Raw genomic sequence first — 23,981 nt, 5'->3', positions numbered from 1 at the left:
GCAAAACCAGTGTGGCTTCGGCAAGCCGTCAGGTGCTGGTAGCACAATGCGATAAAACAGGACGATTCTATGACAGCCCTTGCGACAATGCAGCAGCAGATGAGACGCCAATTCGGGTCAATCCTCGCCGCTTTGACGTTACTTTCTTTTGGCACGATGTCCGGCGCGGCGGTTGCCCAGGACCAAATGGTGAACTCTGGTGCCGCGGCAGTGGTGGTGGTTGAAAAGCTGCATGATGGGCTCAATCATCTCATGCAGAATGCTCAGGAGTTGGGCGCTGAGGGTGCATCCGACTATATTGCCGGTGTCGTGGATGACACCTATTACCTGCCGGCCCTGACTGCTCAGTCCATAGGTCCTTCGACGTTTCGTGGATATGAGGCAGAACAAAAGGCAAGCGTTGTAGCCGCCTATCGTGCGTTCGTTGTCTCGAATTATCTAAGTCGATTTGGAAAGCCACTCCCGATCAGTTTCGAGACTGTAGGTAGTTCTGCGGGCCCTCGCGGATCTGTCGTCGTGGAAACACAGCTTGTTCGCAAGTCCGGTGAGCCCGTTCAACTGGTCTATGTGGTTGCAACCACCAAAGACGGGACAACGGGAATTGCCGATGTCCAGTATAATGGTGTGAGCGAGGCGGCGCGGCGACGCTCGGAATTGTCCTCATTGGCCAGGCAGGGCGCCGATGTATTGGCGGATGCCCTTAACAAGAAGGCCGCACAGATAGCGGTTGATGCGGAATAGCAATGCACCCTCTCAATGGTAGCAATTACGGGACACTGGCGTCAGTGCTCGCGAACAGTGGCGGTGTGCCTCTGAAATCCATGCCGAGTGTGGTTGGATTGTTGGGTGCTGTGATCGGCCGTGCGCCGATTTCTGCTGTCGAGAAGATTTATACAAATGCGCAGTTGAAGTCTTCTGGTGACATGCCACCCCCCGTTTTCATTGTCGGACATTGGCGTAGCGGCACGACACATCTGTACAATCTCATGGTGCAGGATGATTTCGGCTTTGTGCCGCCGGTTGCTACGGGCCTGCCCTGGGACATGTTGTTGCTTGGCCGTTTGCTGAAGCCTGTCATTGACAGGGCACTTCCGGAAACACGGTACATCGACAACATTCCGGTTCGGCCGGACTCGCCGCAGGAAGATGAAATTGCATTGGCGAATATGTCGCCGCTTTCATTTTATCACGGCATCTATTTCCCCAAGGCATTCGACCATCATGTCTCCCGTGGTCTGTTTTTTGACGGGTGCACTGAAAGCGAAGTGGAGGAGTGGCAGGACACTTTCACCTACTTCATGCGCAAGCTCTGGCTTCAACAGGATCGCAAGCGACTTTTGATCAAGAACCCGGTCTATACGAGCCGGGTTGAAATGCTGCACAGGCTCTATCCGGATGCGCTGTTTATCCACATTCGGCGCAATCCGTATGAAGTGTTTGAAAGCATGCGGAACTTCTATGCCAAGCTCTTCAAGCAGCTGGCGCTGCAGCCTTATGACCACGTGGATATTGATGAGGCTGTTCTGTCAGTATACGAACGCATCATGGGGCTGATTGAGGCGCAGTGGCCGTCGATCCCGGAAGCGCAGCGAGTAGAGATTGCCTATGAGAACCTGGACGAGAGCCCCATCGAAGAGCTTGAGCGCGTCTACACAAAGCTTGGGCTTCCCGGGTTCAATTCCGTGCGTCCTCGGTTTGAAGCGTATCTGCGATCGGTTGCCGGGTTCGAGAAGAACCGGTTTGACTACTCGGACAAATCTGCTGCTCTGGTCGAAGGCCGACTCGGCGCTTTCGTCGAGCAGGGCGGGTATAAGCGCCCGGGGCGGTAGAGACTGCGAGATCTTCAGTAGCTGATGTTGCGCAAACTTGATGACCCTCTGACCCGGCTGGTGCTTCGTTCAAAGCGCATGCATCGCGCTGCACTTTGCACCCTTGCGGTCATGCTGACAGCCGTGCCTGCCAAATCTCAAGATGTTCTGTTTTCTGACTATATGTGCAGGCCTGTGTCAGTCATTGATGAGGCGGGTCAATCCATCTTTGGGATTGAGGACATGGCGTATGATGTGCGCAATGGTCGGCTTATCCTCAGCGCCTATGACCGGTTTGCCGCAATGCGTGCAATGGAGAATGGGTCGGAGCCTCCTGGTGGAGGCCTTTTCTCCCTGTACGTTGATCGGTTGACCTCGATACGTGATGAAGATGTCTCTCTGCCGGTTAAGACGCTCGATGTGCGGGTTCCGGAGTCTCTCTTGTTACATCCGCATGGCATTGGGTTGTTTGACGATGGTGAGACGTCACGGCTTGCTGTGGTCAACCGCCTGACAGACATGCACGATGCATCAGCCGCCGACTTGTTGTTGTTTGATCTTGATGCTCAATCACTTGCCTTGATTGGTCGTGGCAGTGGCGAGGCATATTGCAGAGCCAATGATGTTGCGTTGCTGGATGCGTCAACCGCCGTCTTCACCTATGACCAAAGCCGTTGTGGTGCATGGGGTGTTTGGGCCGAGCGGGTGTTTCAACCCCGCAGTTCGGGCCTTCGGTTATCTAGGTTTGATGACGGGCAGGTGGATGCCCAGCCGGTTCTTGACGATGTCGCGTTTGCAAATGGTGTAGCGGTTTCCCCAGATGGCGCCTCACTGCTGATGACTGCCTCGAGAGACCAGGTACTTCGCGTTTTCGACAAACAGGCGCTGCTTGAAGGAAACACCGACCCGAATGTGGTCGTATCTTTTGAGGGTGGGCCAGACAATGTCAGTCTTGCGCCTGATGGCAGTAGCGTAACAGCTGTCCATCCTGACCCTTTTGCGTTGTTCCTGCATATCAATGGGTGGGGCAATCTGCCTGAAAGCAGCGTTGTCATTTCATCCGCCGATGGTGGGTCACAACAGACCATTGCAGGTCCGTCTGGAACCATGCCGGGTGCTGCGACATCAGCTGTGATGCTCGGTGATCAGATTGTTGTGTCTTCAGCATGGGATGCCGGTTTGGGCATTTGCAGCCCGCATCAACCTCCACAATCGGCGGCCCAGCAATGACTGCCAACCTTACGCTGGTTACAGGCGGCGCCGGTTTTCTTGGGCGCCATGTGGTTGATTGCCTACTTGCAGGCGGCTGTCCGGTTCGCGTGCTTGATAGGCAGCCAGACGATAGGCAATCGGGTGCCGAGTGGGTTCTGGGTTCAGTCACTGATGAGCAAACCGTAGCGTCTGCCTGCAACGGTGTCGCGCGGATCATCCATCTGGCGGCAATCCCGCATCTGTGGTCATCGGATATGCAGGATTTCGCCCGGGTCAATCATACCGGCACGCAGATGATGCTTGATGCAGCCAAGGCGCAAGAAGTGTCTGCGTTCGTCCATGTGTCTTCGCTCACGACGCGGATTGCCGGGGCAGGCGGGGGCGTGCCGCGGACAGTAACTGAAGCTGACCTGCCCGACGTGGAGGACATGCTGGGTGCGTATCCGCGCTCCAAGTGGTTGGCTGAGGCGGCGGCACGGCAGGCCTATGATGATGGTCTGCCTGTGCGCATCGCCATTCCTACAATGCCGCTTGGCCCCGGGGACATTGGTCTCACGCCGCCGAGCCAGATGGTCCTGGACTTTGTGTCGGGGCGAACGCCGGCCTATCTGGAAACCTGGATGAACATTGCGGATGCACGGGACATGGCGGCAAGCATCGTGGCGATGCTGGATATCGACGTACCACGTCATGGACTGTTCCTAGGCGGTGAGAACCTGCAGCTATCAGATCTACTGCAACGTCTTGAGGCTGTAAGTGGTGTTGCCATGCCCAGGAGTAAAGTTCCGGGCTTTGTTGCGCAGGCCTTTGCCTATGCGGATGAGTTCGTGGCGACCCGTTTGACCGGGAAGCCGCCCAAGGCACCGTTGACCGGCGTAAAGCTTGCCCGCCGCCCGATACAGTTTGATATGCAGGCCGCGCGGAAATTTCTTCCGTCCCCACGTCATAGCCTCGATGAAACGCTCAGTGATCTGCTCAATTGGTTTGAAGCTGAAGGTCTGTGGAGCGGGCGGAAGGGCTGAGGCCTTTGGGGCACTAGGTGGCCGGGTAACTGCGGCCCTTCCAGCGAGCACCGGACCCGCGTGCATGCCGCAGGGCAGAGGCTGCGGTCGCCCCCGCATAGATGACCGCGGCTGCGGGCAGGGAGAAGGCCCACATGGGCGATAGTCCGTACATGCGGACTGTCGGCCAGTAGGTGCGCGCCATGAGGGCAAGGGTTGCAATGCAGATTGCGCCAACAGTCCATCCGGCATCAGCGAATACCCAAGACAACAGGCCCCACACCGGAACCAGAAATGTGAGGACCAGGCCCATGAGGGCACCTGCGAGCATTAGCCAGCTATAGCGCAATTGGGTGAAAGCGGTTCTGGCAACCATGTTCCAGATGCTTTCCAGGGTGCGGTTGTCTCTGCGTGAATGCACCTCGTGGGTGAGGGCGGTCAATGTGTCCTGTGCAGGTCGTGCCCGCTTCAGGGCTTCGGCAAGGGCACAATCATCAATGATGTCGCTTTTTATGGATGCCAATCCGCCAGCTGCCTCCAGCGCGTCTCGGCGCACAAGAAAGCAACCACCTGCTGCTGCTGCCAGACTGTCGTAGCGGGTATTGGCCTTGGCGAAGGGGTAGATCAGCTGGAAGAAATAGATGAAGGCAGGAACGAGCAACTGCCCCCAAAGACCACGGGCATCAAGACGGGCCATCAGGGAGACGAAGGTATATGAGTGGGCGTCGGCCGCGCGCACCATCTTGTCGAGCACATGGGGCGCGTATTCAATATCGGCATCTGTCAGCAGGATGTAGTCGGGCATGTCTGACCCGGCAGAGGCTGATGCCACTCCCTGGGACATGGCCCAGACCTTGCCGCTCCAGCCTTCAGGCAGATCAGTGCCATTGATTACTTCAACGGCAATGTTTTCCGTGGATGCGGCACGGGCAATGTCACCGGTCCCATCGGTACTCTGATCGTCCACAACATAGATTTTAAGAGTGCCCGAGAAGGATTGTGCGGTCAGCGACGCGAGGGTGGTGGCAATTGTTTCAGCTTCGTCCCGTGCGGGAATAACCGCTGCAACGGACGACTTTACCGGGGCCAAGGAGGATGGTTCGGGCTTTAACCATATGTCGGCCTTCCAGAATCCCGCCCTCATCCATGTGAGGTAAATCCAGGCGAGGAGTGCCAGTGCTGTGAGCGCGCTGAGTTCTAAGGTGACAAGGTCGATCAGGAAGGTCATTGGGGCTGGGTCTTGGATTTGACTGGTGGGACACAAACATACAGGTAACACAGGCTTTTGGGCTGTTCACACCTGCGTTTCTTGCCGCCGAATGTGGGACGCGATAGCGTGCGCCCACAGTCGAATCCAGTCGCCCGGATCGGGCAGAACAAAGGCACTTTTCCACCTCATGGACATCCAAGATGCCAGCGCGGTTAAATCCGCCAGCAGCCTCCATGCGTCAGGGGCTGAAACCCCGTCCGGGAAGGGGGCCGGGGATGAGAATTTTCCGGTTGGATCGGTCCTGCTTCCGGCGCATCTCAGGCCGGTGATTGCCAGCTTTTACGGGTTTGCCCGAGCCGCGGACGACATTTCAGACAATCCGAGCCTTTCGCCATCTGAAAAGATTGAGCGTCTTGATGTCATGGATCAAAGCCTGCTTCATCCTGACAGCCCTACACGCGGGGGCGAATTGGCCCGCATGCTCGCCGAGCAGGGACATGACGTGCGCCACCCCCGCGCGCTCTTGAATGCTTTTCGTCAGGACGCTGAAAAAGGTCGTTATGCCTCGCTTGAGGAGCTGCACGGCTATTGTCGAATGTCGGCGGACCCGGTGGGGCGCTTTCTTGTGGACCTACATGAGGGAAGCCCTGAAGCCGGTGCAAAAATCTATCCGTATTCAGATGGGTTGTGCACGGCACTTCAGCTGGTGAACCATCTGCAGGATTGCGGCAAAGACTTCATGACGATGGATCGGTGCTATCTACCGGATGCCTGGCTGGCGGAAGCTGGTGCAAAGCACGCAGATCTTTATGGCAAAGAGCTGACCCCGGGGCTGCGCCAAGTCATTGATCGCGTGCTTGATGACACGGACGCGCAGCTTTCCCTGGCCGCACACCTTCCTCGAGCTTTGACCTCGCGCAGGTTGGCAATGGAGTCGGAAATCATTGTTCGACTTGCCCGTCGGCTGGCGCAGCGTCTTCGCACGGGTGACCCGCTGGCCACGCGCGTGAAACTCACCAAGCTCGACTTCTTCATTGCAGGTGTTGCCGGCGCCGTCAGCGGTTTCTTCTTTGGCGGGAAGGGGCGTCTGCCTGATGGTGAACTCACATGACGGATAGTGTGGCCCACATTGCGCCTGAGACATCTGTTCTTGGAACTGCAGGCATCGGCATGTCGGTTGAGGATGCGGCCCAGCACGCAGCGGAAATCGTAAAACGGTCAGGCACATCCTTTGCTGCGGGAATGCGCATCCTGTCGCGTGAACGACGTGAAGCGATGTATGCCATCTACGCCTTTGCCCGCGAAGTGGATGACGTCGCGGACGAGGGGGGTACCTACGACGAGCGGATGATTGGTCTTGCTGCCTGGCGCGACGAGATCGCGCGCTGCTATGAATCGACGCCGCAAACACCCGTGGGTGTCGCTCTGGTTCCCGCCATACGTCGTTTTGACCTCGACCGTCATGAGTTTGAGATGTTGATTGAGGGCATGGTGATGGATGTTGAGGGGCCGCTCGTTGCCCCCAGTCACGACCGCCTCATGGCCTATTGTCGGCGCGTTGCTGGCGCGGTCGGCTTGCTGTCGATGCCTGTTTTCGGTGCAGGCAGGGGAGACGTCGAGGACCGGTTCGCCATTGCGCTCGCAAATGCGCTGCAGCTCACCAATATCCTTCGTGATGTGGAGGAAGACGCTGAAATGGGTCGGGTTTACCTTCCGTCAGAGCTTCTTGACGAATGCGGCATTTCCACCCGCGATCCCCATGAAATTGCCGGTCATGAAGCTGTTCAGGACGTCGCACGACGGCTTGGGCGTGAGGCCAGGGGGTGGTTTGGTGAAACTCAGGCGCTTTTGACGCACCTCAATTGGCGAGAGGTTCGCCCGGCGCTATTGATGATGGGTGTCTATGAGCGCTATTTGCGGGTGATGGAAGAACGTGATTTCGCAATGGGTGACCCCGTCAAGCTGGGTAAGGCAGCCAAGCTTGGTATTGCCCTTCGGTATCTCCTCCTGCCGCCGCGTCGCGGTGCCGTGAAGGGGAGCTGACTTAATGCCCACTGTTCACATCATTGGTGCCGGACTTGCCGGGTTATCAGCGGCCGTCCGGCTTGAAGGCGCAGGCGTGCCCGTGCAGGTCTATGAATCCGCAGGCCATGCAGGTGGGCGGTGCCGGTCTTACTATGACAAGACCCTCGATCACGTCATTGATAACGGCAATCACCTTGTCCTGAGCGGCAACAAGTCTGCGTTGGCATATCTGGATGCCATCGGCTCCAGTGAAGCCATGTCCAGTCCGGATAAAGCGGCTTTCCCCTTTATTGACGCCAAGACGCGTGAGCGTTGGACGCTGAAACCCAATTGGGGACCATTTCCCTGGTGGGTTGCTTCTGCAGACCGGCGCGTGCCTGACACCCGTCTGTTCAATTACTTTTCGGGGCTGAAGCTGCCTTTTGCGAAGCCACATCAAACAGTTGCCGATGTATTGCCGACACGTGGCACGCTCTTCCAGCGCTTCTGGGAACCCATGGTGGTGGCTGTTCTCAATACACTTCCGGAAAAAGGATCAGCAAAACTCCTTTGGCCGGTGATGCGGGAGACCTTTTTGAAGGGCGAGCAGGCCTGTCGTCCGCTGACAGCCAAGAAGGGCCTCGGTTCGGCGTTTGTTGATCCAGCGGTACGGATGCTTGGACGTACCAATCGCCCGGTTCAGTTCAACACCCGGCTTCGCTCTTTTGAGCATGAAGATGGACGGATCACCTCATTGTCCTTTGGTGACAAGACGGTGACGGTGCATCCACATGATGCAGTCATTCTTGCTGTGCCGCCGCAGCGTGCAAAGGACGTGCTGCCTGACATGGAGGTGCCGGGCGAGGGCGAGACAATCATCAATGTGCATTTCAAGCTGAAGCGGCCTGCGCCACGACCTGATGGTGTCGGCGTTATTGGTTTGATCAATGCCCATGCCCACTGGGCCTTTGTTCGCGGGCATATCGTCAGCCTGACTGTTTCGGCGGCCGGTGATCTGGTGGATCGGCCCAATGAGGAACTCCTGCCGCTGTTCTGGGAAGAAACCCGTTTTGCGCTTGGTCTGATCGACCGCGACTATGTTGCGGGCAAGATCATCAAGGAAAAGCGGGCGACGTTTGATCAATCACCAGAAAGTGTTGCACGCCGCCCGGGTACCAAGACCGAGTTTGAAAACCTGCTTTTGGCAGGGGATTGGGTCGATACTGGGCTGCCGGCGACCATTGAAGGTGCAATCCGGTCAGGTGGAATGGCAGCGGATGTAGCGCTTGCCCGCATCGACGCTGACTAAGCGGTGATGCCGCGCTTGCCGCAGCAAGCGCTGGCGCTCTATTATCGCGCTGCACAATTTTCTCAGACTAATTCTTGGATTGGGTACCAGCAGTGACTGTTGTTGAATTTGGTCCGTCATCTGACACCGATGGCGCAGCGGAGCGACTGGCCCGCGAGGAACTCATTAAGACGCAGGCTGACCGGTTGCTGGAAATGCAGCGGGATGACGGCCACATCGTTTTCGAGCTTGAGGCTGATTCAACCATTCCGTCCGAATACGTCCTGCTTCAGCATTTTCTTGACGAGGTTGATCCCGCCAAGGAAGTGAAGATTGCCAAATACCTCAAGCGTATCCAGAACGAAGACGGCAGCTGGCCGCTCTTTCAGGATGGGGACGGGGACATTTCCGCGACCATCAAGTCCTATTGGGCATTAAAGCTTACTGGTGAGGACATTGATGCGCCGCATATGGCAAAGGCGCGTGAGTGGGTGCTGTCGCGCGGCGGGGCATCCAAAGCCAACGTCTTTACACGCATCATGCTGGCACTGTTTGCGCAGATCCCCTGGCGTGGCGTGCCGGTCATTCCAGTTGAGGTGATGCTGCTGCCAAAGTGGTTTCCCTTCCACATGTCGAAGATTGCCTATTGGTCCCGCACGGTGATCGCACCGCTGCTGATCCTCTGCTCGCTCAAGGCAGAAGCTCGTAATCCCACGGGGATCAACATTCGCGAACTCTTCGTGACACCGCCCGAAGAAGAGAAGGTCTACAACATCAATCCCAATGGGACTTTTGTTGGTGACTGTTTCCTGGTGCTCGACAAGGTTCTGCGCTTCTGCGAACCGGCCTTTCCCAAGGGTCTGCGTAAGAGGGCCGTTGATAAGGCAGTGGACTTCTTCACCGAGCGGCTCAACGGCGTGGATGGTCTGGGTGCGATTTACCCGGCGATGGCCAACTCAGTCATGGCCTATGACTTGTTGGGGTATCCCAAGGATGATCCAAATCTGATGATCGCCAAGGAGTCCATTGAGCGGTTGCTGGTCGAGACCGACGAAGAGCTCTACTGCCAGCCTTGTGTCTCTCCGGTCTGGGATACTTGTCTGGCCTCTCACGCGCTGATGGAAGCTGGCCTTGAAGCTGGCGACAAGGAGCTTGATGGCGCGCTGGACTGGCTCAAGGACAAGCAGATTCTTGATGTTGTCGGCGATTGGGCCGTGCGGCGTCCTGATGTTCGTCCGGGTGGTTGGGCGTTTCAATACAACAATGACTACTACCCTGACGTGGATGACACAGCGGTTGTGGCCATGGCCATGCACCGCACGGGCAAGCCTGAATACAATGAGAGCATTGAGCGGGCCGCTGAGTGGGTTGTGGGCATGCAGTCTTCATCAGGCGGCTGGGGTGCCTTTGAGCCTGAGAACGAACATTTTTATCTGAACTCCATTCCCTTTGCAGATCATGGAGCCCTTCTTGATCCGCCCACGGAAGATGTGACGGCGCGTTGCCTGTCATTCTTGGCGCAATTGGATAAGGACCGGTTTGCCAAGGAAATCGCTCTTGGCGTGAAGTACCTCAAGCGAGATCAGCAGGACGACGGGTCCTGGTGGGGCAGGTGGGGCGCCAACTACATCTACGGTACGTGGTCCGTTCTTTGCGCACTCAATGCAGTGGGCGAAGACATGTCAGCGCCTTATGTGCAGAGGTCGGTTGCATGGCTCAAGGCACGCCAGCGTGCTGATGGTGGTTGGGGCGAAGACCTTGCGACCTATCATGAGCATCGCAAAAGCGAAGTGCATGAATCGACAGCGTCGCAAACTGCCTGGGCTGTGCTGGGATTGATGGCTGCCGGCGAAGTTGAGTGTGAGGAAGTCCGAAAGGGCATTGCCTATCTCGAAACCGCCAAGCGTGATGGCGCGCGCTGGGACGAGAAACTCTATACGGGTACAGGCTTTCCCAAGGTCTTCTATCTCAAGTATCACGGCTATGCCGCTTATTTCCCGCTATGGGCCGTTGCTCGCTATGAGAACCTGATGAAGAGCAATGACAGGCATGTCGCTTACGGCATGTAGAGACGGCCTGCCGCCTGTCATCCACACAGCTTCTTCCTCCAAGGAACACAATCTATGAAACGGCTTGGTATCGTCTGCGGCGTCAAGGCTGAAGAAGCATCGCTTGGTGTGCTGCTGGATGATGCGGGGTTGAAAGTTGGTGTCTCCGGTGCGTCATCTGCCAGAGCAGAAGACATCGCTCGGGAATTGATTGAGGAACATGGCTGCACGTCGCTATTGAGTTACGGCGTGTCCGGCGCCATCACCGATGCCTTGCGTCCCGGTGATATTGCTTTGGCTCGGGCCATCATCATGGGTGATGGCACACGGATCGAGACATCGCGCGTGTTCATGCCACTGCTTTTGGATGCGGCCGCACACGCGGGGCTGGTTCTTAGACATGTGGATATGGCTGATGCCAGCGATGTTGTTTCAGATGAAAGGGGCAAGCGGGCTCTTGGCCGCCGCACAGGTGCTCATGCGGTTGATATGGAAAGCGGCGCGGTGGCTTTTGTGGCCCGAGAAAAGGGTATTCCCTTCACGGCGCTGCGCGCCATCTCCGATGGGGTCGAACACTCCATGCCACATGCCGCCCTTGGGGCCATCGGACCGGGCGGCGACATACGGGTTATGACGACTGTTTTGAGGCTTTCGCTGCGGCCGCAGGATCTGCCGGCGATGATACGTCTCGCCGCCGGCAGTTCGCGTGGATTTAAAAGCCTAGGCCGCTGTGCCCGAGACCTTGTCCCGAGTCTTCTTGGGGTCGTGTAGATCCTTGAGCTTTTGCTCTTCGGCCTTCTTCTCAATCAGCTCGTCATAGACATATTTTGCCTTACGCTGATTGCTCAGGTCGATCTCCGGCGCAAAATCGCCTGATGTCTTGGGGCCTCGCAGGGATACCCAAAGCGTCTTGAGCGGGTGGGCTGCGGCATCTGCAGCGGCAGTTGGTTCATACCCACAATGCGCCATGCAGTCCGAGCATTTTTCGTAGTTGCCGGTGCCGTATTGCTCCCACTCGGTTTCGTCCATCAGTTCCTGGAAACTGGAGGCGTAGCCTTCATTCAGAAGGTAGCAGGGGCGCTGCCAGCCAAAGATGTTGCGCGTGGGCATGCCCCAGGGCTGGCACATGTACTGCTGATTGCCGGCAAGGAAATCCAGATATAGCGATGAGTGGTTCAGGGCCCATTTCTTCTTGCCGCTCTTTTTGCGTTCTTCACCCTTGCGGAAGACATCACGGAACAGGTCCTTGGTGCGACGGCGTTCAAGGAAGTGTTCCTGGTCCGGCGCACGCTCATAGGCGTAGCCCGGTGAAATGGTGATCGAGACGCCGATGTCGGTGCAATAGTCGAGATAGGCTGCGACCTGATCGGCTGTCATGTTGTCAAAGATCGTGGCGTTGACGTTGACCTGGAAGCCTGCGTCCTGCGCCGCCTTGATGGCAGAGATGGCTTTCTTGAAGACACCCTTCTGATCCACAGCCTTATCGTGCTCTTCCTCAAGACCATCCAGATGGACAGAGAAGAACAGGTAGGGGGATGGCTTGAAGAGGTGGAGCTTCTTTTCAAGGAGCAGCGCGTTGGTGCACAGCGAAATGAATTTACGGCGTTCAACCAGACCTTCAACGATCTCGCCGATTTCCTTGTGGATCAGCGGCTCGCCGCCGGGTATGGCCACAACGGGTGCGCCGCACTCATCGACTGCATCAAAGCATTCCTGCGCTGACAGCCGTTTGTTGAGGATCGCATCTGGATAATCGATCTTACCGCAACCAGGGCAGGCGAGGTTGCAGCGGAAGAGTGGCTCAAGCATGAGCACCAGCGGGTAGCGTTTGCGGCCCATGAGGCGCTGCTTCATCACATAGGCGCCAACCATTGCCATCTGTCTTACGGGTACGGCCACTTGTCAGTCACTCCTGGTTTTAGCTCGTTGATCGTCCGGCGGGTCTTGGTGCGTAACGGGGAGGGTGTCAGGCACCTGCCGCGCGGGACGGTTCAGCATCATCTAGCAGTTCACGCGGTAATTTGAACGTCACATTTTCGCGGATCACGTTGAGGGATTTTACTTCCACCTCATAAGTCGCCCGCAATCTCTCGATCACGCCCTGGACAAGGGTCTCCGGTGCGGAAGCACCGGCGGTCAGTCCAATGCGCGTTTTGCCTTCAATCCAGCCATTTTCCATGGCATCAGCGTCGGCAATAAGATAGCTGGGGATGCCGATTGTTTCGCCAAGTTCACGCAAGCGATTCGAGTTGGAGCTGTTCTTGGCACCAACAACAAGAATCATGTCGACGTGTTTCGCCATTTCGGCCACGGCTGTTTGCCGGTTCTGCGTCGCGTAGCAGATGTCGCGTACATCGGGACCAACGATGGTGGGGAATTTCGTTTTGAGTGCCTCAATAACGTCGCGAGTGTCATTCACCGACAGAGTCGTCTGGGTTACGAAGGCGACCCTTTCAGGATCTTTCACTTTAAGTCCGGCAACATCTTCTGGTTCAGAAATGACCTGCACCTGACCGGGGATGCGCCCAAGCGTGCCTTCGACTTCTGGGTGACCAAGATGGCCGATCATGACCACGTCATACCCTTCTTCGGCGTAACGCCGGCCTTCACGATGGACTTTCGTCACGAGAGGGCAGGTTGCATCGATTGCCTTCAACCCTCGCTCGCCAGCGGCTTCTTCCACGCGCTCCGCAACACCATGTGCGGAGAAAATGGCAACAGCACCCACGGGCACCTCGTCGACTTCCTTGACGAAGATGACGCCTTTTGCCCGCAGATCATCGACCACATGCTTGTTGTGGACAATCTCGTGGCGCACATAGATGGGAGCGCCAAAGCGTTCAAGTGAGCGCTCCACCACATCAATGGCGCGTTCCACCCCGGCGCAAAAACCACGCGGTTCGGCCAGCACGACCGTCATTGGCGGTTTCGCGGTATTTGTGTCTTCAGTGAGCTGAGTATCTGTTGTCGGTTCCATGTCTCTGAATAGTCTTTCGAGATTGGGGCGTGGCCGTCAAAAGGTCGCAGGTTTGGGTGGCGTTTCCGCGTCAAACCAGACAATGAATGTAATCCCCGAATATGAGAAGAGTGTGGGGGCTGACCTTGGTCAGTGCAAGTCACGGCTAATCAAATTTCTTTAGCTTTTGTGGGCCTTAACCATAGTTTTGATAGGGCCTTGAGTATCGGTCGTCGTAAACCGTTGCTCTTCTGCCACGACCAGAAAGATCACAGTTTTGCCAAGAAAAGTTGATTTGTGACCTGTCACTTGTGCACAGAGCATATTATTTTATGACGTAAGTATGGGTTCGCGCTGCGGCCATTCGCGGGTTTCGATCCGTTGCTGGTTACGCTACGTAAAATCTGAATACCGAACTTGGATCTGAATTGGAGCGGCAGCCTTGAGCAGCGTTCGACCCTACCGAGACATCTACCGGCGAGAGAGCCGCAAAATCCATGTGGGCAATGTCCCTGTGGGTGGTGGCGCCCCGATCTCGGTCCAATCCATGACCAACACCCTTACCCCGGACGTTGAGGCGACCATGGAACAGATCCGTGGTCTTGAAGACGCTGGCGCGGACATCGTCCGTGTGTCGTGTCCGGATGAAGATTCGACTGCCGCCCTCAAGCAGATTGTTGCGCAGTCCAACGTGCCGATCGTTGCGGACATTCACTTCCACTACAAACGCGCGATCGAAGCGGCTGAAGCGGGGGCTGCGTGCCTGCGCATCAATCCGGGCAACATCGGCAATGCCCAGCGTGTGAAGGATGTGGTTCAGGCAGCCAAGGACCATGGATGCGCGATGCGCATCGGTGTGAATGCAGGCTCGCTGGAAAAAGACCTTCTTGAGAAGTATGGCGAGCCTTGTCCGGAAGCGATGGTGGAAAGCGCACTCGATCACGCGCGCATTCTTGAAGACAACGACTTTTTCGAGTTCAAGATTTCCGTCAAGGCTTCGGATGTGTTCCTGGCAGTTGCCGCGTATCAAGGGCTTGCGGAAGCGTGCGACTACCCGCTGCATCTTGGCATCACGGAAGCGGGCGGCTTTCAGTCCGGGACCATCAAGTCGTCTATCGGCATGGGCATGCTGCTGTGGTCGGGCATTGGCGATACCATTCGCGTCTCTCTGTCTGCTGATCCGGTCAAAGAGATTGGTGTTGGCTTTGATATTCTCAAATCCCTCAACCTTCGCCATCGCGGTGTGAACATCATTTCTTGCCCGTCGTGTTCGCGGCAGGGGTTTGAAGTGATCAAGACCGTTGAAACACTGGAGAAGCGGCTGGAGCACATCTCCACACCAATGACACTGTCAGTGATTGGTTGCGTCGTGAATGGTCCTGGCGAGGCCATGATGACTGATGTTGGCTTTACCGGTGGCGGGTCAGGCAAGAATACCGGCATGGTCTATGTGTCTGGTCTGGCGGACCACAAAATTGACAATGACGGCATGGTCGATCATCTGGTCGAGCTTGTAGAAAAAAAGGCAGCTGAGATTGAAGTGGAGCGCGCCAAAGAGGCAGCGGCTCTTGAAGATCAGGCTGCCGAGAACCGCGTTTCAGCGGCAGAGTAGGGAGCACGCATTTTGACTATTGAAGCAGCGGCTCCGGCGGCAACGTCTGGTGAGCCGCAAACAGCCATGTCTGCCCCGGTATCAGGTACCCCGGTAGATCTTGATGGCCTGATGACCACAGCGGCCAAGTCCGTGTCTGATGAGCTTGACCGGCTTATTCCAGAAGTGGCTGGCCCTCGCGGACCAGTCGTGGAAGCAATGCGGTATTCAGCGTTGTCGGGCGGCAAGCGGTTGCGACCCTTCCTGGTTATGGAAAGCGCCGGTCTCTTTGGAGTGCCGGTTGCGCAGTCGTTGCGCGTTGGGTGTGCCGTTGAAATGGTGCACTGCTATTCGCTTATCCACGATGACCTTCCGGCTATGGATGACAGCGACACCCGTCGCGGACGTCCAGCTGTCCACAAAGCCTTTGATGAGGCAATTGCCATTCTTGCGGGCGACGCTCTGTTGACCCAGGCATTTGAAGTATTGGGTGAGTTTGCCACGTCCAGAGATGCTGCAGTTCGTGCAGCCCTGGTGGTTGAATTGGCCAAATCTGCGGGTGCTGCTGGTATGGTGGGTGGTCAGATGATCGACATCTCACCAGCGCGAGAGACGATGCAGTATGATGCCATTGCTGAGCTCGAAGCGCTCAAAACTGGAGAATTGATCCGCTTTTCCTGCGTTTCTGGTGCTATTCTGGCTGGAACCGGCGAAGGTGAGCGGATGGCGTTGGCCGGATATGCCGCAGATCTGGGACTTGCATTTCAGGTCGCAGATGATCTGCTGGATGTGACCGGTACGGAAGAACAGGTGGGCAAGCCCGTTGGCCAGGATGATGGGCTGACCACCTTTGTAACGCTCCTTGGCCTTGAGGGAGCGCGAAAGAAGGCCGAAGACCTGGTGGAAAGTGCCTGTGCGCATCTGGCGCCATTTGGTGCCAGTGCGGACACGTTGCGTGCCGTGGCGCGTTTTGTTGTGGATCGCAATCAGTAGCCCGGCAGGTCCGTGTTGTTTTGGAGAATATGAGAATGGCCGAAGGTCACGCACCGATGAAGCAGACCGATTTTTTGAGCCGCATTGATATGCCGGCCGACCTGCGCCGTGTTGCGCAGGAAGACCTTGTGCATGTCTCCGACGAAGTGCGGCAGGCAGTGATTGAAGCTGTTTCGCAAACCGGTGGCCATCTGGGTGCGGGTCTTGGCGTCGTCGAGCTGACGGTGGCGCTCCACTATGTGTTCAATACACCGGATGACAAATTCATCTGGGATGTGAGCCACCAGTGCTATCCGCACAAGGCTCTTACAGGGCGCAAGTCGCGTCTCAATACGCTGCGCACGGGTGGGGGGCTTTCCGGCTTCACCTCACGTGCTGAAAGCGAGTTTGATCCGTTCGGCGCGGCGCATTCTTCTACTGCGATTTCCGCGGCACTCGGCTTTGCCGCCGGGCGTGACTTCATGAAGCGTGACAATCAGGTCGTTGCCATTGTTGGTGATGGGGCCATGTCAGCGGGCATGGCTTTTGAGGGGCTTAACAATGTGGGCTCTGAAAAGCGCCGCATGGTGATCATCCTCAACGATAATCACATGTCTATTGCACCGCCTGCAGGTGCCTTGTCAGACTATCTGACGGAGCTGCGCGGCTTCATGCCTGACGAAGCAACGCGGGACAAAGGCATTGCCGAGGAAGGTTTGCCGAGCTTCGTTGATCAACCCACCATGTTTGATGATCTGGGCGTGCCCTATGCGGGCCCGTTTGATGGGCATGACGTGGATGAGATGGTTCGTGTGCTGACGGCCGCACGCGATCACGATGGCCCGATCCTGCTGCACGTGATCACGCGCAAGGGCAAGGGCTATGCACCGGCCGAAGCATCTGCTGATTGCTATCACGGTGTGTCGAAGTTCAACATTTCCGATGGTAAGCAGGACAAGGCAGCGCCAGTTGCGCCCAACTACGCAAAGGTTTTTGCCGACGCGCTGATCTCTGAAGCGCAGCGGGATGAGCGTATTGTGGCCGTGTCGCCTGCCATGCCTGATGGCTCGGGCCTCACCAAGTTTGGTGAAATGTTCCCGGAGCGCCACTTTGATGTGGCGATTGCCGAACAGCATTGCGTGACCTTCTGTGCCGGTATGGCTGCGGAAGGCATGCGGCCGTTCGCGGCGATCTATTCAACTTTCCTGCAGCGCGGCTATGACCAGGTCATTCATGACGTGGCGATCCAGAAGCTGCCGGTCCGCTTTGCAATTGACCGCGCCGGTATGGTGGGTGCGGACGGTGTGACCCATCAGGGCGCCTATGATGTGGCGTTTCTTGGCTGCGTTCCGGGCATGACCATTATGGCGGCAGGCAATGAAGCCGAGCTGACAGACATGGTCGCTACCTCGGCTGCCTTTGACGAAGGCCCCATCGCTCTGCGCTATCCGCGTGGCGAAGGCGCTGGCGTCGAGATGCCCGAACAGGGTCGTATCCTCGAAATCGGCAAGGGCGTGGTTCTTCGCGAGGGCAGCAAGATTGCCATTCTCAGCTATGGTGCACGCCGTCAGGATGCGCTGGCCGCAGCAGACAAACTTGCTGCCATGGGGCTTTCAGCAACTGTCGCCGATGCGCGGTTTGCCAAGCCGATCGATGATGACCTTGTGAAGCAGCTGGCAACGAACCATGAGCTCCTGATCTCTGTTGAAGAGGGATCAATCGGCGGCTTCTCAACGCTGGTCTATGACAGCCTGGCCCGTCAGGGACTTGATACGGGCAATGCCCGGTTTGTTCCGATCTTCATGCCGGACATCTACATCGACCACGACAAACCTGCTGCGCAGGTGACGGCAGCAGGCCTTGATGCTGCTGGCATTGTGGTTCGGGTGTTGGATGCGCTTGGCATTGACGAAAGCCGTGCTGTCGCTGCTGCGGGTATTGGCGCCGAGTAGTACGCTGCTCTTACGTCCAGTCATGACAATGTCGCTGTCGCGTCACGCAGCCTACGTTTTGCTGTGACAAAAGCGTCATTGCCTGCCTGCTACTGACCGGAACCCACGAATTTTCGTGAGTCTTCCCGGCGGCATGCAGGCCCTGTCGGATGTGCGTCGAGGTGGATGCCGGCCTGCAAGGAGTTTCCCTTGCCGCCGTCATCACTTCAGCAGACCCGTAAGAACCTTCAATCCGCAGTTCATCAAAACGAGGCCGCTTCGCGTGCTGGTTTTCTGGAGCGGCTGTTTACCTTTGCATTCAAAGGGCTGGTTTATCCGCAGATTTGGGAAGATCCCAAGGTTGACCTTGAGGCCTTGGCCCTAACGCCGGATTCTCGGATGCTGACCATCGCATCTGGCGGGTGCAATGTGCTGTCCTATCTGACGGCGAACCCGAAAGAAATCATCGCGGTTGATCTTAACCGCGCCCATCTGGCGCTCACACGGCTCAAGCTGGCTGCGGCGCAGGGCATGCCGACCTATGAGGCGTTTTATCGGTTCTTTGGGGAGGCGGACGCCAAGGCGAACGTCAACGCTTACATGCGTTTCGTACAGGAGCGTCTGGACAAAGAGAGCCGCAAATACTGGGAGGGCCGCGATTGGATGCTGCAGCGGCGCATTTCGCTGTTCTCTCGCGATCTTTATCACCACGGCTTGCTTGGGTACTTCATTGGCGTGGCCCACTGGATGGCACGCCTGCATGGTACGGACCCCCGCCATATTGTCTGGGCTCGGACGATTGACGAGCAGCGGACGTTTTTTGATACGGCCCTTGCCCCCCTGTTTGACCGCCGCATGGTGCGTTGGGTGACGTCGAAAAAGATGTCGCTTTATGGTCTTGGTATCCCTCCCGCCCAGTACGAAGCCCTTGCTGCAGATGGTAATGGCGACATGGCTGCTGTTCTCAAGGCGCGTCTGGAGAAGCTCGCCTGCGGGTTTGAGATGAAAGATAACTACTTTGCCTGGCAGGCGTTTGGGCGTGGCTACGCTTCTGGCCCGTCTGGCCCACTTCCCCCATATCTGCAGGCGGATCACTACACTGATGTGCGAGACCGAGCCCGCCGGGTGAAGGTCTGCCATCGCTCCTTCACTGAACAGCTGAACAGGGAGCAGGATGCAACACTTGATGCCTATGTGTTGCTTGATGCTCAGGACTGGATGACGGATGCCCAGCTCAATGAACTCTGGGCTGAGATCACCCGCACGGCCCAGCCTGGTGCGCGGGTCGTTTTCCGAACAGCAGGTGCTCCTACTATCCTGCCGGGCCGCGTTGGTGACGCCATCATGGAGCGCTGGGACTATCGCGCGGAGGAGAGCCTGGACTATTCCAAGCGAGACCGGTCGGCGATCTATGGCGGTATGCATCTGTATGTCTTCAAGGGCTGACGACGCATGAGTGACGCGAGCGCTCCGACCGGCGATCTGATGGATTCGATCTATCACTATCAGCGCCACTTTTACGACCTGACCCGCAAATATTATCTGCTGGGTCGAGACCGTCTGATCCGTGAACTCGAGCCGCCTCAGGACGGAAGTGTGCTGGAAGTAGGTTGCGGTACCGGACGCAACCTCATCAAGGCGGCGCGGCGCTATCCCCATGCACAGTTCTTCGGTCTCGATATCTCGGAGGCCATGCTTGAGAAGGCGCAATCTGAAATTGACCGGGCAGGGCTGGGGAGCCGCATCACGCTTGCCCAGGCCGACGGGTCTGATTTCGACCCGCAACACCTATTTGGCCGACCGGTTTTTGATCGTGTGTTTTTTTCCTACAGCATCTCAATGATCCCGGCCTGGGAGCAGGCTCTGGCGTGTGGATACGCGGCCACGTCGGACGACGGCCGATTGCTGGTAGTTGATTTCGGCCAACAAAAGGAACTGCCCCGCTGGTTCAGCCGCCTTTTGACGTGGTGGCTCAAGCAGTTCCACGTCACGCCGCGGTCAGGTTTGAATGCTGTTGTTGGGTCGTATGAACGGGCACGGGTGGTGCCGATGTTTGGTGACTATGCACGGATGGCGGAGATAAGCCGCTGACCACCGGCCTTTGTCTCATCTATTGCGACTGTGTGAAGTGCGTTGGTGTGCTTTCGGCGTAGCCATAGCGGATGGCTTTGGCCGTGACGCTTGTGGCTGGCGCGATTTCGAAAGGACCGGTGTAGAGATGCCAGACCGGGTTCTCGCCATGCTGATATCCAATGGATGCGCCTTCGGTCGCTGACGTAAGGCTCAGACTGTCACCGTTCAAAGAGAAAACAACCGGAGCCGTTTCGGGCTGCTGCATGTTTGGCCACATGGCCTCAATCATTTCTGCCTCGGGGATGCTCGAGAGGTCAGCAGTGCTGGCCGCAAAGGCGTCATAGGCGGCGCGCAGTCTTGCCAGTGTGTCCGCATGGGCCGGGTCTGCCGCCAGGTTCTGGATCTCGTGAGGGTCTGTTGCGGTGTCGTACAGTTCTTCTTCCGGGCGCGGGGTCGCAAAGTATTGTGCCTGTGTTGGCGTCAGGCTGCCTTCCTCATGCAGGCGCCAGAGTTCTTTCATCGTCGGCAGTTGATCGCGGAAATTGAGATGCCGAAAGAATGGCAGGTCGGGCCGGTAGTTGCGGATGTATTTCCAGCGTTCATCGCGAATGGCGCGTTGGTATTCAGGCGTGCCATCAAAACGATCGGAGCCTGCAACGATGTAGTCTCGAGGCGCTGCAGGTGTCTGGGAAAACAACGGCTGTCCGTGCACGTAGCCAGGCACGTCTACGCCTGCGAGATTCAGGAAGGTTGGGCCGAGATCCACAAAGCTCACCAGCCTGTCATGTTTGACCCCAGCATCCCTGCCATCGGGAAACCGCACCATCATCGGAACCTTGATGCCGCTGTCATAAATGGCTCGTTTCATCCGTGGAAAGCCGTCGCCATGATCGGTTGTGACGATCACAATGGTGTTGTCGGCAAGCCCGTCGGCTTCCAGATCATCCAGCAGTTGCGCCAGCTGTTTTTCCGCAAAGGCAATGTTGTCATAGTGGCGTGCGATATCAGCCCGAACGACAGGCGTGTCGGGCAGGTAAGGCGGGATATCCACGTTGTTAGGATCGGTCACCTCTTCCTTGCTGGAGAGCGTCCATAAATTCCGTAAACGGACGATGTTGACCAATGGGCTCATCGAAAACGCGTCTGTCGGCCAAATGACGCTTTCATGTGTTTCCAGAACATTGACCATGGCGAAGAACGGCTTGTTGTCAGGGCGGCCGCGCCAGGGATGTTCTGCTGCCTGGTCGTCCCAGACCGTAAACGGCTCGCCGAACTGATAGTCGGTCTTTCCGTTGTTGGATGTGTAGTAGCCGGCTTTGCGCAGGAGTTCGGGAAAGGCTTTTACATCGGCTGGTGGCACAGCGTCGTAGGAGATCGGACCGCCTGATGACAGGAGAGACAAGGGTGAGCGTGTCCGCATGTGCTGGGTGCCCAGCGTTTGTTGATGTACGCCAGTAATGAGTGAGGATCGGCTTGGCGCGCACACGCCTGCCGTTGTGAAGGTGTTTGCGTATTGGGCGGATTGAGCTGCAAAGGCGTCCAGCACGGGCGTTGTTGCGACGGTGTCTCCAAAGGCACCAATGCGAGGCCCCATGTCCTCGAAAACAACAAACAGGAAGTTCGGTTTCACGCTGGACGGGGAATTGAGAGCAGATGCGTCTTGAGATGCTAGTGAGACGGTAGACTCGGCCAAAATCAGGACTGAGAGGCTGAGTGCGTACACGACCATCTGTTGCATGCGCGTCATTTTGAGATCCTCTGCAAATGTCATCCGGTCTAGCCCTATAAAAATACATGCTGCCATTAGAAAACGAGAAGATCACGAAAGAGGCAGAAGATGTCGACCAAGCGGGTGGGCGCTATGGCCTCAACAGACTTCGTACATGCTCTATGGCATGCGGGTCGATAGCCGTATTGCTGGGAAAAATGGTGCCGGCTGAGAGACTTGAACTCCCGACCCCCTGATTACAAATCAGGTGCTCTACCAGCTGAGCTAAGCCGGCACACATGACTCAAAGGCTGTTCGCCTGAATCGCGGACGGTATAGCGTGCAAATCGGCCTCTGGCGAGACGGAAATCCACACTTTTTGAATTTGGCTGTATTTGATCGCTATCCGCGCTGACGACTGATCTCGTAAAGAGCTACCGCAGTCGCATTTGAGACGTTCAAAGACGCAAATCCGGGTTCGCCCGGGATTTTTGCCAGCAGGTCACATCGCTCTGCGGTAAGGCGGCGCAATCCCGTGCCTTCAGCACCCATCACGATGGCAATCTTGCCGGTCAGGTCCATCTGGGCCAGTGATTTGTCGCCGGTGCCTTCAAGGCCCACGGTGAACCAGCCTTCCGACTGAAGCACGGCAATTGCCTGAGCCACGTTTGGCACCTGAACCAGAGGCATCTGCTCCACAGCGCCGGACGCGGCTTTGGCAAGCGTTCCGGTAATGGGCGGGGAGTTGCGGCGGGTGACGATGACCGCGCGCGCACCAAAAACGGCCGCCGACCTCAAAACGGCACCGACATTCTGTGGATCGGTGACCTGATCCAAGATTACCAGCGGCTTGGTTGGTTCGCCATTCTCGTCGGCTGCATTTGAGGCGCCGAGGATATCAGCCAGCACCGGGTCGGGCAGGGGGGCCACGCGCAGGGCAATGCCTTGGTGGACCGTCCCGGGCGCAAACATGCGGTCCATGTCCTTGCCGTCGGCTTTTTCGATCTGCAGGCCACGCTGGCGGGCGGGTTCAGCAATGGTTTCGCTGCCATTTTCAGTGGCGATCAGGCGAAGCAGGCGGCGTTTGGGGTTCATCAGGGCTGCGCGCACCGCATGGGCGCCGTAGAGCCAGTCCGGCCCGTCCACGATCTGCTGGGAGGCCTGACGGGGGCGTCCGGCGTGTTGGCGGCCAGAGTTTCCCGCGTTGCCCCGGCTGTCTCCGCCCTTGCCACCGGTGCGCTTTGCGCCTGATCGCTGCGGGCCCGCTTTCTGGGGGCCAGATCCACGCCGATTGCTACGATTGCGGTCACCGCCGGCGTTTCCGCCGCGTCCCGATCTGCCTGAAGCGGGCCGTTTTGGCCCTGAATTTCTGTCATCACTCATAGGAGCGCTCTACCGGTTAAAATGCGTCGCTGCAATCGGTTCAAGCAGCCGGACGGGTCAATTTTTGGCGTGTGTGGCTGGATGGGTGCGCAGGTGGGGGCTGCCGGGGCCGATTTCAGGCAGTTTGCCCTGCATACCGGCATTGACAGGTGGGGGCAAAAACGCCTATTTCCTCGCCACCAGCGGCGCTTCGGACCGTTGTTTCCCATATAAGCGACACTCTTCAATATGTCGGCTTCTCCTCCAGGTAGGCCGAACGAGATGGATTGTCTGTTTTTGCCGGGAAACATTGAGCTGATCATGTGTTGCCGGGACTTCTTGAAGGACCTTTGAAATCCTCGTGTTTGAGGTGCTCCTGGGTGGTTGGTTTAAGGAGGGATGCCCGAGTGGTTAAAGGGGACGGACTGTAAATCCGTTGGCTATGCCTACGTTGGTTCAAATCCAACTCCCTCCACCATCCCCTTCGAGAAGACATGACGACTGTTTGGTGTTGGTATGCTCTTATGCGACCCAACACACAGGCTGGTTCCGGCGGGTGTAGCTCAATGGTAGAGCAGCAGCCTTCCAAGCTGACGACGAGAGTTCGATTCTCTTCACCCGCTCCAGCTTGGGCTGGGCAACCAAACCCGGGCTATTTTCAGCCCCTGACCTATCCGGGCTGTTTCTAGCCCAATGAGATGAGACTGATTTCGCGCCGCTGCTGTTTCCAGTGCCGGCACCACTACTGGCAGAGCGACCCGGCCAACCAGGTGACAGGTCGCAGATTTGATCGACGAATAAGAGGTCCGAGAGAAAA

General features: G+C 57.2%; 19 protein-coding genes and 3 tRNA genes. 16 read left to right on the top strand and 6 right to left on the bottom strand.

Annotated features, from left to right (window positions below; all coding sequences use genetic code 11):
• Positions 1–99: 99 nt before the first annotated feature.
• From ABXH05_RS00110 to ABXH05_RS00095, 4 genes are read left to right on the top strand one after another with little or no spacing between them, the layout of a single operon-like run.
• Positions 100–741: an ABC transporter substrate-binding protein gene (locus ABXH05_RS00110; RefSeq protein WP_353559233.1), complete on the top strand. Its 642-nt coding sequence runs from the start codon at positions 100–102 to the stop codon at positions 739–741.
• Positions 742–743: 2 nt separating this feature from the next.
• The gene (locus tag ABXH05_RS00105) at positions 744–1,829 is read left to right on the top strand and encodes a sulfotransferase family protein (RefSeq protein ID WP_353559232.1); all 1,086 of its coding nucleotides are present in this window, start codon (positions 744–746) and stop codon (positions 1,827–1,829) included.
• 24 nt (positions 1,830–1,853) lie between these two features.
• The gene (locus tag ABXH05_RS00100; protein WP_353559231.1) at positions 1,854–3,038 is read left to right on the top strand and encodes an SMP-30/gluconolactonase/LRE family protein; all 1,185 of its coding nucleotides are present in this window, start codon (positions 1,854–1,856) and stop codon (positions 3,036–3,038) included.
• Entirely contained in the window at positions 3,035–4,042 is a 1,008-nt protein-coding gene (locus ABXH05_RS00095; protein ID WP_353559230.1) for an NAD-dependent epimerase/dehydratase family protein, read from the top strand. The genes ABXH05_RS00100 and ABXH05_RS00095 overlap by 4 nt, the downstream gene beginning before the upstream one ends.
• Positions 4,043–4,055: 13 nt before the next feature.
• Here ABXH05_RS00095 and ABXH05_RS00090 read toward each other — a convergent pair whose 3' ends face one another.
• Positions 4,056–5,249: a glycosyltransferase gene (locus ABXH05_RS00090; RefSeq protein WP_353559229.1), complete on the bottom strand. Its 1,194-nt coding sequence runs from the start codon at positions 5,247–5,249 to the stop codon at positions 4,056–4,058.
• Positions 5,250–5,418: 169 nt separating this feature from the next.
• On the opposite strand from ABXH05_RS00090, the gene ABXH05_RS00085 reads away from it, so the two are divergent.
• From ABXH05_RS00085 to ABXH05_RS00065, 5 genes are all read left to right on the top strand, one after another.
• Positions 5,419–6,342: a squalene/phytoene synthase family protein gene (locus ABXH05_RS00085; RefSeq protein ID WP_353559228.1), complete on the top strand. Its 924-nt coding sequence runs from the start codon at positions 5,419–5,421 to the stop codon at positions 6,340–6,342.
• Positions 6,339–7,274: a presqualene diphosphate synthase HpnD gene (hpnD, locus tag ABXH05_RS00080; protein WP_353559227.1), complete on the top strand. Its 936-nt coding sequence runs from the start codon at positions 6,339–6,341 to the stop codon at positions 7,272–7,274. Before ABXH05_RS00085 ends, hpnD begins: the two co-directional genes overlap by 4 nt.
• Before the next feature lie 4 nt (positions 7,275–7,278).
• Positions 7,279–8,544, top strand: a complete 1,266-nt coding sequence (gene hpnE / locus ABXH05_RS00075) for a hydroxysqualene dehydroxylase HpnE (RefSeq protein WP_353559226.1) — start codon at positions 7,279–7,281, stop codon at positions 8,542–8,544.
• A gap of 92 nt (positions 8,545–8,636) precedes the next feature.
• Positions 8,637–10,592: a squalene--hopene cyclase gene (gene shc, locus ABXH05_RS00070; protein ID WP_353559225.1), complete on the top strand. Its 1,956-nt coding sequence runs from the start codon at positions 8,637–8,639 to the stop codon at positions 10,590–10,592.
• Positions 10,593–10,646: 54 nt separating this feature from the next.
• Positions 10,647–11,342 carry a phosphorylase family protein gene (locus ABXH05_RS00065; protein WP_353559224.1) on the top strand — a complete coding sequence of 232 codons (696 nt, stop codon included), beginning with the start codon at positions 10,647–10,649 and terminating at the stop codon, positions 11,340–11,342.
• Here ABXH05_RS00065 and hpnH read toward each other — a convergent pair.
• Both hpnH and ispH read right to left on the bottom strand, forming a co-directional pair.
• Positions 11,292–12,470, bottom strand: coding sequence for an adenosyl-hopene transferase HpnH (hpnH, locus tag ABXH05_RS00060; RefSeq protein WP_348141578.1), 1,179 nt, complete (start codon positions 12,468–12,470; stop codon positions 11,292–11,294). The genes ABXH05_RS00065 and hpnH overlap by 51 nt on opposite strands.
• Before the next feature lie 67 nt (positions 12,471–12,537).
• A complete protein-coding gene (ispH, locus tag ABXH05_RS00055) occupies positions 12,538–13,548 on the bottom strand; it encodes a 4-hydroxy-3-methylbut-2-enyl diphosphate reductase (protein WP_353559223.1) in 1,011 nt (336 codons plus the stop codon).
• 421 nt (positions 13,549–13,969) lie between these two features.
• Between ispH and ispG the strand changes: the two genes are divergently transcribed.
• The 5 genes from ispG (at position 13,970) to ABXH05_RS00030 (ending at position 20,112) form a co-directional block, all read left to right on the top strand.
• A complete protein-coding gene (gene ispG / locus ABXH05_RS00050; protein WP_353559222.1) occupies positions 13,970–15,139 on the top strand; it encodes a flavodoxin-dependent (E)-4-hydroxy-3-methylbut-2-enyl-diphosphate synthase in 1,170 nt (389 codons plus the stop codon).
• A 12-nt stretch (positions 15,140–15,151) separates the two neighbouring features.
• Positions 15,152–16,111, top strand: coding sequence for a polyprenyl synthetase family protein (locus tag ABXH05_RS00045; protein ID WP_353559221.1), 960 nt, complete (start codon positions 15,152–15,154; stop codon positions 16,109–16,111).
• Positions 16,112–16,140: 29 nt separating this feature from the next.
• Positions 16,141–18,042 (top strand): 1-deoxy-D-xylulose-5-phosphate synthase, encoded by a 1,902-nt coding sequence (dxs, locus tag ABXH05_RS00040; RefSeq protein ID WP_461495986.1) that lies wholly within the window; start codon positions 16,141–16,143, stop codon positions 18,040–18,042.
• A 189-nt stretch (positions 18,043–18,231) separates the two neighbouring features.
• Positions 18,232–19,467 carry a BtaA family protein gene (locus ABXH05_RS00035; RefSeq protein ID WP_353559219.1) on the top strand — a complete coding sequence of 412 codons (1,236 nt, stop codon included), beginning with the start codon at positions 18,232–18,234 and terminating at the stop codon, positions 19,465–19,467.
• Between the two features lie 6 nt (positions 19,468–19,473).
• The gene (locus ABXH05_RS00030; protein ID WP_353559218.1) at positions 19,474–20,112 is read left to right on the top strand and encodes a class I SAM-dependent methyltransferase; all 639 of its coding nucleotides are present in this window, start codon (positions 19,474–19,476) and stop codon (positions 20,110–20,112) included.
• Between the two features lie 19 nt (positions 20,113–20,131).
• Here ABXH05_RS00030 and ABXH05_RS00025 read toward each other — a convergent pair whose 3' ends face one another.
• The 3 genes from ABXH05_RS00025 to rlmB form a co-directional block, all read right to left on the bottom strand.
• On the bottom strand, positions 20,132–21,841 hold the full coding sequence (locus ABXH05_RS00025; RefSeq protein WP_353559217.1) for a sulfatase-like hydrolase/transferase: 1,710 nt from the start codon (positions 21,839–21,841) through the stop codon (positions 20,132–20,134).
• Between the two features lie 180 nt (positions 21,842–22,021).
• Positions 22,022–22,097: transfer RNA gene (locus ABXH05_RS00020), tRNA-Thr, on the bottom strand.
• A gap of 107 nt (positions 22,098–22,204) precedes the next feature.
• The gene (gene rlmB, locus ABXH05_RS00015; RefSeq protein ID WP_353559216.1) at positions 22,205–23,185 is read right to left on the bottom strand and encodes a 23S rRNA (guanosine(2251)-2'-O)-methyltransferase RlmB; all 981 of its coding nucleotides are present in this window, start codon (positions 23,183–23,185) and stop codon (positions 22,205–22,207) included.
• Between the two features lie 372 nt (positions 23,186–23,557).
• On the opposite strand from rlmB, the gene ABXH05_RS00010 reads away from it, so the two are divergent.
• Both ABXH05_RS00010 and ABXH05_RS00005 read left to right on the top strand, forming a co-directional pair.
• Positions 23,558–23,642: transfer RNA gene (locus tag ABXH05_RS00010), tRNA-Tyr, on the top strand.
• A gap of 74 nt (positions 23,643–23,716) precedes the next feature.
• A tRNA-Gly gene (locus tag ABXH05_RS00005) sits at positions 23,717–23,790 on the top strand.
• The last annotated feature ends 191 nt before the right edge of the window (positions 23,791–23,981 follow it).

The sequence above is a fragment of the Pyruvatibacter sp. HU-CL02332 genome (assembly GCF_040362765.1).
Classification (GTDB): domain Bacteria; phylum Pseudomonadota; class Alphaproteobacteria; order CGMCC-115125; family CGMCC-115125; genus Pyruvatibacter.
Note: the sequence above shows the minus strand (reverse complement) of the source record. Positions and strands in the feature narration are given on the sequence as shown.

Bases quoted from the DNA above. Each gene is read 5' to 3' on its own strand.
- ABXH05_RS00110 (WP_353559233.1), top strand. From the start codon at position 100: ATGAGACGCCAATTCGGGTCAATCCTCGCCGCTTTGACGTTACTTTCT.
- ABXH05_RS00105 (WP_353559232.1), top strand. From the start codon at position 744: ATGCACCCTCTCAATGGTAGCAATTACGGGACACTGGCGTCAGTGCTC.
- ABXH05_RS00100 (WP_353559231.1), top strand. From the start codon at position 1,854: ATGTTGCGCAAACTTGATGACCCTCTGACCCGGCTGGTGCTTCGTTCA.
- ABXH05_RS00095 (WP_353559230.1), top strand. From the start codon at position 3,035: ATGACTGCCAACCTTACGCTGGTTACAGGCGGCGCCGGTTTTCTTGGG.
- ABXH05_RS00090 (WP_353559229.1), bottom strand. From the start codon at position 5,249: ATGACCTTCCTGATCGACCTTGTCACCTTAGAACTCAGCGCGCTCACA.
- ABXH05_RS00085 (WP_353559228.1), top strand. From the start codon at position 5,419: ATGGACATCCAAGATGCCAGCGCGGTTAAATCCGCCAGCAGCCTCCAT.
- hpnD (WP_353559227.1), top strand. From the start codon at position 6,339: ATGACGGATAGTGTGGCCCACATTGCGCCTGAGACATCTGTTCTTGGA.
- hpnE (WP_353559226.1), top strand. From the start codon at position 7,279: ATGCCCACTGTTCACATCATTGGTGCCGGACTTGCCGGGTTATCAGCG.
- ABXH05_RS00065 (WP_353559224.1), top strand. From the start codon at position 10,647: ATGAAACGGCTTGGTATCGTCTGCGGCGTCAAGGCTGAAGAAGCATCG.
- ispH (WP_353559223.1), bottom strand. From the start codon at position 13,548: ATGGAACCGACAACAGATACTCAGCTCACTGAAGACACAAATACCGCG.
- dxs (WP_461495986.1), top strand. From the start codon at position 16,141: ATGAGAATGGCCGAAGGTCACGCACCGATGAAGCAGACCGATTTTTTG.
- ABXH05_RS00030 (WP_353559218.1), top strand. From the start codon at position 19,474: ATGAGTGACGCGAGCGCTCCGACCGGCGATCTGATGGATTCGATCTAT.
- ABXH05_RS00025 (WP_353559217.1), bottom strand. From the start codon at position 21,841: ATGACGCGCATGCAACAGATGGTCGTGTACGCACTCAGCCTCTCAGTC.
- rlmB (WP_353559216.1), bottom strand. From the start codon at position 23,185: ATGAGTGATGACAGAAATTCAGGGCCAAAACGGCCCGCTTCAGGCAGA.